The organism is Desulfomicrobium macestii, from assembly GCF_014873765.1.
Taxonomy (GTDB): Bacteria; Desulfobacterota; Desulfovibrionia; order Desulfovibrionales; family Desulfomicrobiaceae; genus Desulfomicrobium; species Desulfomicrobium macestii.
Genome location: NZ_JADBGG010000006.1, coordinates 58,206 through 73,435, shown reverse-complemented (window position 1 = coordinate 73,435; position 15,230 = coordinate 58,206). Strand labels below are relative to the sequence as shown.

The window sequence follows — 15,230 nt, the reverse complement described above, 5'->3', positions numbered from 1 at the left end:
CAGCATTGCCTGGAAATGCGAACATGCTTTCAGGATGTATTGTTTTGACAAAGAGAGGGTGTAGACTTTTCATTTTCACGCTTAATGAGAAATATATTCCGAACATAGATAATCAAGCCTGTCGATTGACCAAAAATAAAGACTATATCTTTGCGCATAATTGCGTAAGCGAGCAAGAAAAAACTTCCATATAGGCTGAAATGCCAAAAAATTGCTGGGATAACGCTTCTATGTTCTTTTTCAGAGACAATCCACTGCCAAAAAAAACGCATAAAGAAGAAAGATTGTCCGATAAAACCAATGCTCAGCAATATAAAATGATATGAATTTTCCATAAAAATCCAAAGACAAATAAATGCCTGTATTGTACTATTGAGAATTTGCTTGTAATAATAAAGGTATGTAATAATAAATTAATCAGTATTTTTGATTAATTTTAAACTAAACACTAGCGATATTATTAAAAGTATGTTTAATGTCACTAAAAATTTATAATGAAGAATTAAAAATGGTCCTATGTATACAATGGAGTTCATGTCTATCCATTCTTTAAAATCAAAGCGTGCCGATACCGGCAGTATTCGTTCCGAAACCATATCCACCCCGACAGTCAACGCTATGGCATGATGAAATTGACTCCCTTGTGATTCGTGCAAATGTTCACCGCCACCGCCGGTGATGATATATTCCACCTCGCGCAGTCGTGTTCGGTTATAGCCATGAAAGTCTGCAGCAATTGCATAGTCAATTTTCAGATCTTCAAATATTTGCATAAGATCATTTTCATCTGCAGTATGCCGTTCCTTGATGTCCGGAGAAACCCATGGAGGGATATGCATGAATACAAAGCGATTTTGATATGTATCTAATGTGCTTTTGTCCAAAGAATGTAAATATTTTAATGATTCTTTATTGGAAAAACGACTATCTAGATGGCTTATAAAAATAAAAATATTATTATTATAAACAAATGAAAAATTACTTGGTCCGTATTCTTTCTCAAACAAAGACATGGGATATTTTTCAGGATCAACATCATGGTTTCCAGGTGTTAATAAAACCGGAAAGGAAAAATTGTAATCAGACAATTTCCACTTGAAATACGTATGATGATTCATAGATCCACCATTAACCCAGTCGCCAAGAATGACGATAAAATCAGGATCTGCATCTTTGATATCTTCGGCTAGTCCTTTGAAAGTACCTGTACTGCGTGTGTCCCCCACTATTACGAAGGTGAATTTTTTTTTCGCATCGGAAGCGGGTAAGGCCGCACGTACGCTCTCGAAATTTCCTAAATTTGGGGGGCGTTGGGTCTGCCGGGCGGTATATGTCACAACGCAGGCATATATCTGCATTCCGGCGACAATGACATAGAGTCCAGCAATCGCCCATAAAATATATCGTTTGTAGCTGGTCTTCATATTTTTTTCGATGTCAGGTTGGAGGGCAAGTCTGAATTATTGGGTTAAGCGACGATCAAGAGCGATGAAATATAACTTCTTGCCGGAAAAATCGTGAACATCCATGCGAGCTTGAGGCGCATATTCGCGCAGCGATTCCGGCAAGACTGGATTTTCCCTGCGCGAGACAAAATATATTTTATCAGGAAGTTCTATGTTTGCGTAATCGTTCTGTGCCAATGGCTTGCTGCCGATGATCCAGGAGTCCTGAAATTTGAGGGAACTGTCGCACAGCACAGGGCCTTTGGAGGTGAAGGTGCGGATTTCAGCGAGGGGAATAGACATGTCTCCGACGGAGGGCTGAACGATGGCTGGCAAGAACAAACAGCAAAGTCCGAGAATCGAGAATTTGGCCACGAAAAGCTCCGACAGGTGCTGTGAACGGCAGAGCAGAAACAAAAGCATCACAGCGAACCCCGCCGTTACTGTGACGCCAGTCAGTTCAATACCGTCCAGAGCAGGGAAACGTGCCCACAGCCAGAACAAGGCGATTGAAACAGAAATGCACACAAGCCCGAAAATTGCAGAGTTCGCGAGAATAAGTGCACGCCCAAGGCGGCCGCCTTTTTCCGGATCGCGCAGCAAACCCGTCAGGTACACGCCCATGAGCTGGCACAATGGGATGAGGACTGGCAGCAGGTAGCGATCTTTTTTCTCCGGGACGAGCATGAGCAGCAGCACGCTGCCAAGACACCACAAAACAGGACGCCAATACGGCAACAACGGTTCGACCCGGCAACGTGCGTGCCTTGGCCAGAGTGCCGTGCAGGCAACCAGTGACCAGATTCCCGTCATGAGCGGAAATTGCAGGTAGAACCAGAAGGGCTTGGTGTGCTCCGTGAACCAAGCGCCCTGTTCAGTGGCGAGCATGCGTGAAAAATCGTGGGGCATCGCCATCCACGCAACCATGGACCAGACCGAAGTCAGCGCCACGCCGATTCCCAGCGCCACCGCCAGATCCCGGGCGTGGAGGCGGAAACCCATCCTTCCGCCGGTGGCCAGCAGTGCGATGGCGAAGGGCAGCAGCAGCGCGTAATAGCTGACAGGTCCCTTGCTCAGGCCCGACAAACCGAGAAGCAGCCCTGTCCCCACGGCCAGCTTTCTTCTGGGCGCGGGGGATTCTGCAATCACCGCGACACCCCATATCGCGGCCAGCATGAATGCATGGCAATAAATGTCCCAGCTGTTGCGACGAGCCATGAGCACGAACATGTAACTGGTGGTCAAAAAGGCTGTGGCCCAAGCGGCTGCAGCCGTGTTTTTGGTCCAGAAGCGGGTCAGTCCGAAAAGTGAAACTGCAAGGAGCAAACCGGCCAAGGCCGACGGGATGCGATTTACCGTCAAATCCGTATCCAGTCCGGCGTTGCCGATCAACATGGCCCCGGCCGTGAGCCATGTCGGCAGAGGTGGTTTGGCCAGACGCGGTTCTCCGTGCAGTGTGGGCAGAAGCCAGTGGCCAGTTTGGATCATCTCCTCTGCCGTGATGAGATTGCGGGCCTCCATTATATCCACACCCAGTATATCCCGATGGGCGAATATCCCGGCATAGAGCAGAATCGACAGGCCGAGTAGGCCGCCCAGCAAAGCCGTTGAACGAAGACAAGGTGCAGGCATCGACTCTCCGGATGTGTTCGAGATGAAATTGGAATGCAGTGACACGATTTGAATCTTATTCGCTCATCTTTTTCAAACCCTCGTTTTTCCAGCGCAGAAGGCCCGTCTTGAATGCATGACTGGCCCCTTGGTAATAAGCAATGTTACGCTGCATCAGCGGGTCGGAGGTGTTGTCGCTGGATTCGTCGCTAAGTCCCAGTGCGTCGTCATGGCGGCGCATGCCCTGGCGGGGACTTAAAATCGCAAGGGCACGCCCATCGAACAGGCCAAGATGCTGGTAATTTCCGATCAGCGCCCGTTCTGAAGCAACATCGTCGCGCAACACGTTGCGCCCAAAAAAGGTCGAAGTGTAATCCAGGTTCAAGAGACCAAGCAGAGTAGGCGCCAGATCGATCTGGCTGGCGAGCATCGAAATCTCCCGCGATTTGAGTATGCGGGGCGCGAAGATGAACAAGGGAATTCGATACTTGGCAACCGGCAGATCTTCCTTGCCTGCACTCCCCGCAGTATGGTCGGCGACAAAGATGAAAACCGTCTTGTCGAACCATGGTTTTTGTCGCGCCTGTTTCAGGAATTCCCCAATGGCATAGTCCGTATATTTGACGGCGCCTTCCCGGCCATATCCCGAAGGAATGTCGATGCGGTTTTCGGGATAGGTGTAGGGACGGTGATTAGATGTGGTCATGAGCTGGAAGAAAAACGGCTTGCCAACGGCGTGGTCGATGTCGGCCTGTCGCAAGGCCTGGGTATACAGATCCTCGTCGCACATGCCCCAGGCGTTCTTGAAAGTGATTTCCTTCTCGGGCACGCTGGTTTGATCGATGATGCGGTATCCGTTGCCGCCGAAGAACGCGTTCATGTTGTCGAAATAGCCGCGGCCTCCATACATAAAGGCGCTGTCGTAGCCTCGGGCCTCCAGTTGTCTGCCCAGGCTTGCGTATCCTGTTTCCCGGCCGAGACGTTTGACAATGGATCGGCCGGGAGTCGGAGGCATGGACAGGGTGATGGCCTCCAGGCCTCGGTCTGTACGGGTGCCGGTTGCATAGAAATTGCTGAAAAACAGGCTCTCCGGCTTCAATCGGTCCAGATTCGGGGTCAAGTTGCGCGAATCGCCGAAACATCCGAGGTATTTCGCGCTCAGGCTCTCGACCGTGACCAGAATGACGTTGAGCCGCCTGAACGTTCCCGGGTTGTCGACGTCGCGGCGTATATCAAGAGGATCGGTGCTGGTGAAACGGGAATTGGGTTCGGCCAGTTCCTGCCTGAGAAGCCTCCCAAGATCCTTGTCGGGCAGTGTGGCATAAAGCTGATAGTAGTCGAGTTCGTTATTGCGAAAGGCCGCGAAAAACTGAAACGGACCATTGCCGGCAAGCTCACGGCGTACGGTGTTCCCGCCATCGGCGTTGAAGTCCTGCCCCACGGCGGCGGTCACGAGCAGGCACGTCCCGAGGACCGCCGCGAACAGCAGCCCGCGTCCGCGCAATGACAAGAGAGGCGCCCGGAAAGCCTGGTCGAGGATTTTACCCGACAAGACAGTCCCGGCCACCGAGAGCACGACCAGTATCGCCATGACTGGATAGACGGGATACGACTCAAGTATGTTGTTGATGACCTCGTTGGAATAAACGAGATAATCGACGGCGATAAAATTGAAGCGTACCCCGAATTCATCCCAGAATATCCATTCCGAGACGGCCGTGAAGAGCATGACGAAGAGACTGAACCCGATCAGTCCCCGCAACAGCCCTTGGTGCCATGGGCGTCGCCAGACCGTTGCGGGACAGAGGGCAAGATACAAAGTCATGGGCAGCGCCGCATAGCCAAGAAAACTCAGGTCATGGACAAGTCCGCGTCCGAAGATACCCAGGACGCCGAACAGTCCCGTATTGACATCTCCAAAGTGACTTGCCAGCAAGACGCAACGGGTCAGGAAAAAAATAATCAGCCAGGCACCCAGAACGATCGTCAAACAGCGCACCTGAGCGTATTTAGAAAGGGACATGTGCATTCCTCCATTTTGTCAAAGCCCTCTCTATTCTCCCGGACGTGAGCCGATTGTCGTGTCAACGTGAAAAATTTGTGAAACCACCTACCCAAGGCTCGCCGCATGCGCATACTGATCGTTGAGGACAACTCCGACATACTCGCCAACGTGCTCGATTACCTCCAGCTCAAGGGCTACACTGTCGATTGCGCGCAGGACGGGCTCACAGGTCTGCATCTGGCAGTCACCCAAACCTACGACCTGATCGTGCTGGACATCATGCTGCCCGGTATCGACGGCTATCAGATCTGCAGGCGCCTGCGTGAAGACGCCAGGCTCGACATTCCGGTCATCATGCTCACCGCCCGCGACACGCTGGACGATCGCATCCAGGGGTTCAACACCGGTGCCGACGACTATCTCGTAAAACCGTTCGCCCTGTCCGAACTTCACGCACGCATCCAGGCCGTGCTGCGCCGCACCAAGGGAAGCCGGGTCCACGAACTGCGGGTCGGCGATCTTGCCTTTGACCTGGAAACCCTGCAGGTGCGCCGCGCCGGACGAACGATCAGGCCGCATCCTTTCGGGCTGAGGCTTCTTGAGATTCTGATGCGAAAAAGCCCTGCCGTAGTTCGCCGCGAGGAGTTGGAGCGGGAACTCTGGGGGGATGACTGTCCGGACAGCGACAGCCTGCGCAGCCATATCCACCAGTTGCGCCAGATCGTGGACAAGTCCTTCGAATCGCCGCTGCTGCACACGGTGCACGGCATCGGATACCGTCTGGCGGAGAAGACTGATGACCTCTAGGCTTCCCCTCTCACAGCGCATCGTCACCGCCTTCGTGCTCATGACGGTTGTCGTCAGCGGCTCCTTTTCCCTCGGGATTGTAGGTGTCGTCCATTTTGTCGAAGAGCAGCTCATCACAAAGGAGCTGCACGGCAAGCTGAGCATGGTGCTCCATGAGGACATCAAGGCCGGCAGGGAGCCACGACTCGACGCCCGAACCCGTTTTTTTGCCTCGAACTCAGCCGAGTACCCGATCCCGGAACGCTTTGCGGACTTTCCCGAGGGACTCACGGAGATCGAGGATGAACACGAGGCGGCATATGTCTATCTCACCGAGATAAACGGGGCTCGGTACATGCTCCAGCAGGAGCAGCAGGAATTCGAGGACCGGGAGGAGATCCTTTTTTCAGTGGTTGTGGCGGGTTTTCTGTTGTCCATCGTTTGCGCCTGGGGACTCGGGGTAATCATGGCCAGGCAGGTCATGGAGCCCGTCGCCCGGCTTGCCGGACAGGTCCGACACCGCGACCAGCTTGCCACGCGCACGGCTCCTCTGTCCCCGGGCTATCCGGATGACGAGATCGGGGATCTTGCCGCCGCTTTCGACAATACGCTCGGGCAGCTCCGACGCTCCATCGAGCGTGAGCGTCTCTTCACCAGCGACGTCAGCCATGAACTGCGCACGCCGCTGATGGTCATCTCGACATCGTGCGAGTTGCTGCTCGAGAATCCGCTTCATGACGGCCAGCGCGAGCAGATTGAACGCATCGCACGGGCCGCGCGGGACATGAACGATCTGGTCAGGACATTTCTGTTGCTCGCTCGGTCGGGTCCGGTCGAAGACGCCGAGCCGGACTCGGCCAGCCTGGCCGAAGTCGCGCAGGAGCAGGCGTTGCTGTGGGAGCCGGCGCTCCGCGCCAAGGGGCTCGCTTTCGAGCTGATCGACGAGGGGGCGGACACGGAGGGACACAATCCGACCTTCTTGCGTACGATCATGGCCAATTTGTTGCGGAACGCGCTGCACTACACGGCCCGGGGCTCGGTACGCCTCATCCTCGAACATGGCGGTTTCCGCATTGAGGACACGGGCATGGGAATTCCCGTCCATGAGCAGGAACGTGTTTTTCAGCCTTTCGTGCGCGGGTCGGCCGCGAGGGGGGAGGGCTTGGGGCTCGGGTTGTCGCTGGTGAAGCGCATTTGCGAGCACAATGGCTGGAATATTTCCTCAACGAGCGATGGAGAGACCGGAACATGCTTCAAGGTTTCATTTCAGTCCTCCCGCGCGACGGATCAATCCTGACTGCCTGATCGTGCATGCTTCCGGCATCGCCGATGTGAGGAACAGGGTGGGGCCGGATCAGGAATATGTCCGTAAAATTACGGGGCCATTCACCTGGGAGGGCATCTTTGCCAGGATCGAAAGCGTGTACAGGCAGGCTGCCGGGGGCAGGTGAATGCTAGAAATGTATCGCGATGGCGGCGATGTCGTCGTGTTTCTTGAAGCGCGGATAGCGCTCGATGTCGGGATCGGCCGCCTCCTGCCTTCGCACGTGATCGCGAAGGCCTTCCAGGCCCAATTCGGAGGCCATGCTCACAAGGCATGAAAAATCCTTGTACTTTTTTGGCGCGGGGCACGGAACATCAAGCCCGTCGGTGAACAGCAGCACTGTTTTAATGTTGCAGGTCGGTTCCGTGCCAGTGCGGAAGAATCTTTCCGCCTCCCTCTCCCCGTTGAGCACACCGTAATCACGGTTCATGCCCTGGCGTATCGTCTCGACCAGCCTCTGCACCTCGGGATGGGAGCGGCCCCGCTCCCTGATCATGCTCAAGGTCGGATAATCGTGGTCTTCGCGCCTGGCCGCGACCTTGTATCCGCCATCCCTGTCGACGAAAACCACCTGTGAATCCCCGGTCTGAAACCATTCGATTTCGCCGTCCCCAAGCCTGACCACCGCGGCGCTGGTGCTCCACAATCCGCAGCGCCGGGACAGGTCGATCTGAGAGCGTTCCATCCGGGCCCGGATCGAGTCATTGGCTTCGGCTCCCAATCTGACGAGAGGGTGGTGGTTGCGCAGGAAAACCTGCCCCGCAATGGAGGACGCCATGCAGCCCCCGCTTTTGCCCTCTTCGAAGCAGGCACCGGTAAGGCTGGTAGCGCCGTCGAAGACCCCAAAGATGTTGTTATCCATGATCAGATAATCTTCGTTCTGGGCTCCGGAACCCTGCTCAAGAATGTGCTCGATTTTCATGGCGTTTTTGTTCTGCATTTTTTTGGCTGTGAACGAATTTGAAGATGTCTGTCAAAACGAAAAATGCGATAGACTTGCTTTGATGTGATAGGAGTTTTCTATAATTACGCGGCGTTGTAAGATGACGATTTCGTTCGATCGCAAAAAGGCCGGAAAGTTACCTTTCCGGCCAGACGATGGAGGAGGGCCTTTCGGGTCAGGCCTTGTATCTGGGGGCCGAGCCAAAGAGCTTGGCGAACATGGCCTTGCGGTTCATGAGTCCAGGCGTTGCGGCCGAAGCGACCGCGTAGTCGTGATACTTTTGCGGCGGCATCTGGTAGAGATAGATGACCCGGGTCGATTCGGCGTCGCCCAACACCGCTTCGGGGTATTTCTTCTGCACCTCTGCCAGACGTTTTTCAGCCAAAGTCAGCATTTCGTCCCGTTCCCCAAAATTCATTGTTCCCGTCGGGCATGACTGCACGCAGGCAGGAACAAGTCCATTCTGGACCCGGTCCAGGCACATGGTGCACTTGGTCATGACCTTGGTTTCCGCATTTTGGCGCGGAATGTTGTATGGGCAGGCTTCGCGGATTTCATCGAAATCCGGCAGATCCTTGGTTCGATCGGTGAAGGTGATGGCACCGGTGGCTTCGTCCTGCAGAATGGCCTGATCGTCATAGGCGTCGGCGGTCATTTTACAGGGAGGCTCCGTGCAATGCCTGCATTGTTCAGGAAAGAAGAGCCAGGCAGCCATGAAGCCCTGGTCGTCACTGATTTCCTTCATGTGCACGGTCTTGAACGTGATGGCCGAAACGTCCATGGGATTCTGGTATGACCCATGATTTCTCGTCTGCTCGGCCGGGAGTTTGTTCCATTGTTTGCAGGCCACTTGGCAGCCTCGGCAGGCCGTGCATTTGGTCAGATCAACGAAGAATGATTTTCCCGACATATTGACTCCTTACGCCTTCTTGACGTTGACCATGAAGGCCTTGGTTTCCGGAATGCCCGTGTTCGCATCGCCCACGCTTGGCGTCAGCAGATTGGCCGAATCTCCACCGTCCTTGGGCCAGACCCAGCCGTAATGCCAGGGAATGGACACCAGATGGGTGGGGGTGCCCATGATGTTCATGGGCTTGAGTCGCTTGGTGATCATGGCGATGGCCCAGAGCTCTCCGCGCGGATTTTCCAGGATGACTTTTTCACCGTTTTTGATGCCTTTGAGTTCTGCAAGTTCCTCGCTCATTTCGCAGAACATCTGCGGTTGAGCCTCTATGAGCCAAGGCTGCCAGCGGGTCATGACTCCTGTCTGCCAGTGTTCGGTGACGCGGATGGAGGTGCATACGAAGGGGTAGCGTGGGTCGCACACTGCGCGTTTTTTCTCCTCTCCGGCAAAGATGAGGGCGGCCGGGTTGTTGAGTCGCTTGGAGAAGGGATGTTCGGCAATGGGGCACTCCATGGGCTCGTAATGTTCCGGGAACGGGCCTTCATTCAGGCCAGGGCCGTAGAGTTGCCCCATGCCATGGGTGCGCATGATGAACGGGTGTTTGGTGCCTGGAGCACCTCCACCGTCAGGAATGTCGATGAGCCATTTTTTGCCCGCTTCGTCCCATGCCAGGACAGGTTTATGAGGCTGGTAGGGTTTGCCGCTCAGATCCACGGATGCGCGGTTGTAGAGCACTCGACGGTTCAGCGGCCAGGACCATGTCCAGTTCGGATACAGCCCGATTTTTGCCTGCTCCGATGTCTGGGTCTTGTCCCTGCGCTCGGCCATGTTGCCCTTGTCGGTGTATGATCCGCAATAGAGCCAGTTGCCGCTGCAGGTGGATCCATCGTCTTTGAGGTTGGGGAATCCGTTGACCTGGCTGCCTGCCTTCATGAGAGTCTCGGTGCCGTCGGCGGCTTTGACCACCGTGTCCTTCAAATAGTAGCCGTTGATGAGCCTGGCCACCTTGTGCGGGTCGAATTCGTGTCCGTTGCCCCAATCGGCGGTATTGAGGCCGAGTATGGGACCGGGGAAAGCGCCTTTGTCTTTTTTGTAGAGTTCTTGCAGCTTCAGCGCCAGTTCATAGATCATATCGCCGTCCGGCTTGCATTTGCCCATTGGCTTGGGACCGGCGTAGCGCCACTGCATCCAGCGTCCGGTGTTGGTGATGGAACCCTGTTTTTCGTAGGAAACGGCGCATGGCAGAAAAAAGACTTCGGTCTTGACGTCCTTGGGGTTCATGTCCGGGCCTTTCCAGAAGGCTCCGGTCTCGTTTTCGTAGATGTTGACGTTGACCATCCAGTCAAGCTTGGACAGCGCCTCCCGGGTTTTGTGGCTGTTTGCGCCACTGGCGGCGGGATTCATGCCCCATGCAAAGAAACCCTTGAACTGGCCTTTGAGCATTTGGTCGAAGAGAACCAGCCAGGAAGCGTTCTGGCCGACATCGAGTTTGGGCATCCACGAATAGGCGGTGCTTAGGTCGGCGTCCTTGTACATGGCCTTTAGCAGGCTCGCGAAGTATTTGGGTTTGTGCTGCCACCAGTTGACGCTTTTTGGGTCCTTGCTGACCGGGGTGCTGGTCTTGATATATTCTTCGTAGGTTTGCAGTGCGGCATTCGGGGTCGCCATGTAGCCGGGGATGATGTGGTAAAGGAGTGCGTGGTCTGTGGATCCCTGCACATTGCCTTCCCCTCGCATGGCGTTGACGCCGCCCCCGGCCATGCCAATGTTGCCCAGCAGAAGCTGGATCATGGCCATGGTCCGGATGTTTTGCACGCCCACGGTGTGCTGGGTCCAGCCCATGGCATAGAGAATGGTGCCGGATTTTTCAGGAGCAGCGGTTTCCGTGAAGGTTTTGTAAACTTCAAGCAGCTTGTTTTCGGGAGTACCCGTTACCGAGGATACGGTTTTGGAGTCATAGCGGGCGTAATGCGCTTTGAGCAGCTGGTAGACGCACCGTGGATCTTTGAGCGTCATGTCGCGTTTGGGCACGCCGTTTTCGTCCATGGCGAAAGCCCATTTCTTCTTGTCGTATTTGCGGGCCGCCTCATCGAAGCCGGTGAAGAGGCCATCATTGAAGCCGTAGTCTGGGCCGACGATGAAGGATGCGTTGGTGTAATTGAGTACATACTCCCTGAAGATCAGGTCGTTATCCAGGATAAATTTGATCATGCCGCCCAGGAATGCGATGTCCGTGCCGGACCGCAGCGGTGCGTACAGGTCGGCTTTTGCGGACGTGCGAGTATAGCGCGGGTCGACGTGGATGAGCTTCGCCCCTTTTTCCTGGGCCCTGGTCACCCATTTGAAACAGATGGGGTGGGTCTCGGCGTGGTTGCCGCCCATGATGATGACGCAGTCGCTGTTCTTGATGTCGATTATGTGGTTGGTCATGGCACCACGGCCAAAGCTCTCCGCCAGGGCCGGGACCGTGGAACTGTGGCAGATGCGGGCCTGGTGCTCGATATAGGTCAATCCCAGTGAACGCAGGAAGGCCTGGTAGACCCAGCATTCCTCGCTGTCCAGGGCTGCCGAGCCGACGGAGGCAAGTCCTTCGACGCGGTTGACGGTCTGGCCATTGGCGTTTTTCTCCGCAAAGGTCGTGTCGCGAACTTTCTTGATCCGCTTTGCGATTTCCTCGATCATCCATTCCCAGCTCTTTTCCTCCCATTTGTCGCTGCCCGGAGCCCGGTATTGTGGGGCAGTCACTCGGCGTTCATTTTCGCCCAATTGGAAAAGGCTTGCTCCCTTGGCGCACAGCGCACCTTCATTGATGGGATGATCGGGGTTGCCTTCGATGTTTATGGTACGGCCTGTCTTCTCATCGGTGCTGACGAGGAGGCCGCAACCCACGGCGCAATAGCAGCATACGGACGTAGTTTCCTTGCCTTTGCGCAATTTCAGAAGCTGCGCGTGCGCCTTGGCCGGGCCCAGATCAAAACCCAGACCGCCAAAGGCCGAGACGGCCGTGGCGGCAGCGGTGAGTTTGACAAACTCTCTTCTCCCCAGTTTCATGCCTGATACTCCTTGCTAAGGTTTGACAGCATCGGATTTGCCATCTGTTCAAGATTTGGTCTCATCTTGCGGGTCCATGGATAGATAAAACCTATTTGTCGAATCAAGTATTTATATCGATCTAGGCTCACGCACAAAATTAGGCAAAACTTTTCCAATTACTGATGGTTTTGCATTTTGCCTGGAAAAATAGCTTTCGACTTTGATGAGAGCACGCGCCAGTGGGGCTTTGATTGCTTCATATCTTGCGGATATCGGAGGCCTGAAAAAGAGTTCATGAATACAGACTTTTGGAATGAATGGCAGTTCCAGATTCCTGACAGGAAGTAGCAGGGAGGGGCTTTGTGTATAGAAATAGCCGATTGGACCGAGAATTGATTATTACATCTGCCTTCAGCATTTCCCTCTTTTTTCGAGAAGAATGTATGTTTTTGCCGTTGGACAACCGGCATTTATTCCAGTTCGGAATATTAAATAAAAAAATCTATTATTGTAATTAATTACTTATATTTTTTTATAAATTATTGTGCATGATCATGAATATTGCATGATATGCGCATGCTGACTTCTGCCGCAATCATCCTGAATCATTTATTATGTCATTTAAGACATAAGGTTGTGGGCGTTATCATTTTACGTTTCTCCACCAACCGATGCTCATCATTGCCCGTATATAGGCTCCTTCGATGCGTTCTTTCTCTTTGTATTTTTATAACAAATTGGACGTGTTGCTGATTTGCAGCTAGGGCCAGTATTCAATAATGCTTTCTATCTACTCAAAAAGAATCACAATTTCTGATAAACACCTTGGCGTGAAACACAATGAAACGAAACATGAGGTCTTCTGACGTGACGGTTCATAGCTTGCAGTTCTTCGAAAAATTCAGCGAACACTGTCTGGCAGCCCTTGAAACGGCGCGGGAAGAGGGCAGGCCCATTGCCGGGGTCTACTGCATCTATGCGCCCCTTGAGATCATTCGGGCCGCCGGGTGCGTGCCCATAGGACTTTGCGGCAAGCGCCAGGCTCCCATCCAGGCGGCCGAGGCGGTGCTTCCGGCCAGTCTCTGCCCACTCATCAAGTCCAGCTACGGCTACGCCAAGACCGACACCTGTCCGTTCTTCTCAGCAGCCGACTTCATCATCGCGGAAACCACCTGCGACGGGAAAAAGAAGATGTACGAGTTCCTGGGCAGGATAAAACCCATGCACCTCATGCATCTGCCCTATGACCAGTCCCTGGGGAGCGCGTTTCGATTCTGGAACGCCGAAGCGGAGCGCCTGGGAGAGTATCTGACGGCCCACGGCGGCGTGCCCATCACCGCCGGGCGTTTGCGGGAAGAGGTCGAGATCGGGAACGCCGTCCGCGCCCTGATGTGGGAGATCGTGCGCATCAATGCGGACGGTTCGCCTCTGCTGACCGGCATGCAGCTTCTGCCGGTGCTGGAAAGCAAAAGCTTCATGGTCGAGGCCGCGCCGTATCTTGCCGCCCTGCGCGAGCTACGGGACGAACTTCTGGAGCTGCGAAAAAGCGCCACCGGGACGACTACCGACCGACGATTCAGAATTCTCCTGACCGGAACCCCGGTCGGCAAGGGGTCCCACAAGGTCCTGCAACTGGTCGAGGAAAGCGGGGCGGTGGTTGTCTGCCTGGACAATTGCAGCGGGATCAAGGGGCTGGACAGTCCGGTGCAAACCGAAGGGGATCTTTTTGGGAACGTGGCCAGGCGATACCTTGAAATTCCCTGCGCGTGCATGAGCCCCAATCCCGGTCGGTTGCAGACAGTCGAGGCCTTATGCCGCGATTTCGACATCCACGGCATCATCGATCTGACCTGGCAGGGGTGTCACGGATTCAATGTCGAATCCCAGGTCGTTAGAGAAAGGGCCGAAGGGCTGGACGTGCCGTTTCTGCAAATCGAAACAGGCTATTCCGAATCCGACGCCGAGCAGATCCGGACCCGCATCGAAGCGTTTCTGGAAGGAATTCAATAACCAAAAGCAATGAGAGGAGAGGTTCATGACACGCATGTCTTTGTCGGTATCGCGGTTCAAACGCATTTTCGGCCTGTTCCTGGTCCTGGCGGCAATCCTGTCCGCAGGGCCGTCCATGGCCGAAGAAAAGCTTCCCGTTCTGAACGTGGGCTACATCTTCACCACGCACCATAGCCCCTTCATCGTGGCCATGGCGCAAAACGAGGAATTCAAGGAGTTCGGAGTCCACCTGCGTCCCGTGGTGGACAAGCTGAAGTATGAACTCATGGACGGCGACAAGCCCCTGGCTCTTTTCAACATCATCGTGAACAAGAGCGGCTCCGAGACGACAACCATGTTTGCCCAGGGGAACATGGACATCGCCCTTGCCTCGGGTACGGCCATCATGGCCGGGATAGACCAGGGCACGCCCATGAAGATGCTCTGCCCCACGCATGTCGACGGGATGGGGCTCGTGTTTCCGCCCCAGAGCACGCTCAAGGGCTGGGACCAGGTCGCTGAATACATCCGCGCTTCCGAGCAGCCCGTGAAGATCGGCTACCATTCTCCCACCAGCGCTCCGCGCATCATCATCGAAGGCGCCTTGCAGAAGGCCGGTCTCAAGGTCACCCAGGACGCCACCGCGCAGGACGCCGATGTCCTGCTGGTCGATTTGAAATCCACCTCCAATTTCATCCCCGCGCTGACCAGCGGTCAGGTCGATGCCTGGGTCGGACCCGCGCCGCACCCCGAGGTCTCGGAGCTCAAGAAGGTCGGCCACATCGCTCTTGATCTGCGCGACCTTCCTCCGGCTGGAGCCAGGCACAATTTCCCCTGCTGCGTCATGGCGGCCCGGGATGCGGTCATCGCCGAACATCCCGAGGTTCTGCGCAAGACGGTCGAGCTTTTGACCAAATCCGGTGAGTGGTGCAACGAGCACAAGGCCGAGGAAGGTGGGATTCTCGCCGGCTGGACGGGTTCCCCGGCTGAAGCGGTGCAGAAATCCACCATTGTCTACACGACCGACCCTTCGGAAAACTGGATGCTCGGCCAGGGCACCTATCTTGATATCCTGAACTCGATGAACAAGTTCCGAGGCGAATTAAAGGGCAAGAGCCTAGCTGAAGTCAAAGACAAGCTTTTTGATTTCAGCTTCCTGAGCAAAAACTAACATCGGCTGCCGACTCCCG

Annotated in this window: 11 protein-coding genes; 4 read left to right on the top strand and 7 right to left on the bottom strand. The window is 54.7% G+C overall.

Going from position 1 to position 15,230, the window contains the following annotated elements; translation table 11 throughout:
* Positions 1 to 29: 29 nt before the first annotated feature.
* The 4 genes from H4684_RS05620 to H4684_RS05605 form a co-directional block, all read right to left on the bottom strand.
* Positions 30 to 335, bottom strand: coding sequence for a lipid-A-disaccharide synthase N-terminal domain-containing protein (locus tag H4684_RS05620; RefSeq protein WP_192623112.1), 306 nt, complete (start codon positions 333 to 335; stop codon positions 30 to 32).
* A 78-nt stretch (positions 336 to 413) separates the two neighbouring features.
* Positions 414 to 1,424: a metallophosphoesterase family protein gene (locus tag H4684_RS05615; protein ID WP_192623111.1), complete on the bottom strand. Its 1,011-nt coding sequence runs from the start codon at positions 1,422 to 1,424 to the stop codon at positions 414 to 416.
* Between the two features lie 36 nt (positions 1,425 to 1,460).
* On the bottom strand, positions 1,461 to 3,122 hold the full coding sequence (locus H4684_RS05610) for an ArnT family glycosyltransferase (RefSeq protein ID WP_192623110.1): 1,662 nt from the start codon (positions 3,120 to 3,122) through the stop codon (positions 1,461 to 1,463).
* 10 nt (positions 3,123 to 3,132) lie between these two features.
* Positions 3,133 to 5,079: an LTA synthase family protein gene (locus H4684_RS05605; protein ID WP_192623109.1), complete on the bottom strand. Its 1,947-nt coding sequence runs from the start codon at positions 5,077 to 5,079 to the stop codon at positions 3,133 to 3,135.
* A 105-nt stretch (positions 5,080 to 5,184) separates the two neighbouring features.
* Here H4684_RS05605 and H4684_RS05600 point away from each other — a divergent pair, with 105 nt between their 5' ends.
* Entirely contained in the window at positions 5,185 to 5,868 is a 684-nt protein-coding gene (locus H4684_RS05600; protein WP_192623108.1) for a response regulator transcription factor, read from the top strand.
* Positions 5,858 to 7,144, top strand: a complete 1,287-nt coding sequence (locus H4684_RS05595; RefSeq protein ID WP_192623107.1) for a sensor histidine kinase — start codon at positions 5,858 to 5,860, stop codon at positions 7,142 to 7,144. The genes H4684_RS05600 and H4684_RS05595 overlap by 11 nt, the downstream gene beginning before the upstream one ends.
* Positions 7,145 to 7,301: 157 nt before the next feature.
* On the opposite strand, the gene H4684_RS05590 is transcribed toward H4684_RS05595, so the two are convergent.
* The 3 genes from H4684_RS05590 to fdnG form a co-directional block, all read right to left on the bottom strand.
* Entirely contained in the window at positions 7,302 to 8,111 is an 810-nt protein-coding gene (locus H4684_RS05590) for a protein phosphatase 2C domain-containing protein (protein ID WP_225940270.1), read from the bottom strand.
* Between the two features lie 178 nt (positions 8,112 to 8,289).
* On the bottom strand, positions 8,290 to 9,024 hold the full coding sequence (locus H4684_RS05585) for a 4Fe-4S dicluster domain-containing protein (protein WP_192623106.1): 735 nt from the start codon (positions 9,022 to 9,024) through the stop codon (positions 8,290 to 8,292).
* Positions 9,025 to 9,033: 9 nt separating this feature from the next.
* On the bottom strand, positions 9,034 to 12,069 hold the full coding sequence (fdnG, locus tag H4684_RS05580; RefSeq protein ID WP_192623105.1) for a formate dehydrogenase-N subunit alpha: 3,036 nt from the start codon (positions 12,067 to 12,069) through the stop codon (positions 9,034 to 9,036).
* Between the two features lie 849 nt (positions 12,070 to 12,918).
* Between fdnG and H4684_RS05575 the strand changes: the two genes are divergently transcribed.
* Complete coding sequence (locus tag H4684_RS05575) at positions 12,919 to 14,061, top strand: double-cubane-cluster-containing anaerobic reductase (protein ID WP_318779616.1); 1,143 nt, start codon at positions 12,919 to 12,921, stop codon at positions 14,059 to 14,061.
* Between the two features lie 25 nt (positions 14,062 to 14,086).
* On the top strand, positions 14,087 to 15,211 hold the full coding sequence (locus tag H4684_RS05570; protein WP_225940269.1) for an ABC transporter substrate-binding protein: 1,125 nt from the start codon (positions 14,087 to 14,089) through the stop codon (positions 15,209 to 15,211).
* Positions 15,212 to 15,230 lie beyond the last annotated feature (19 nt).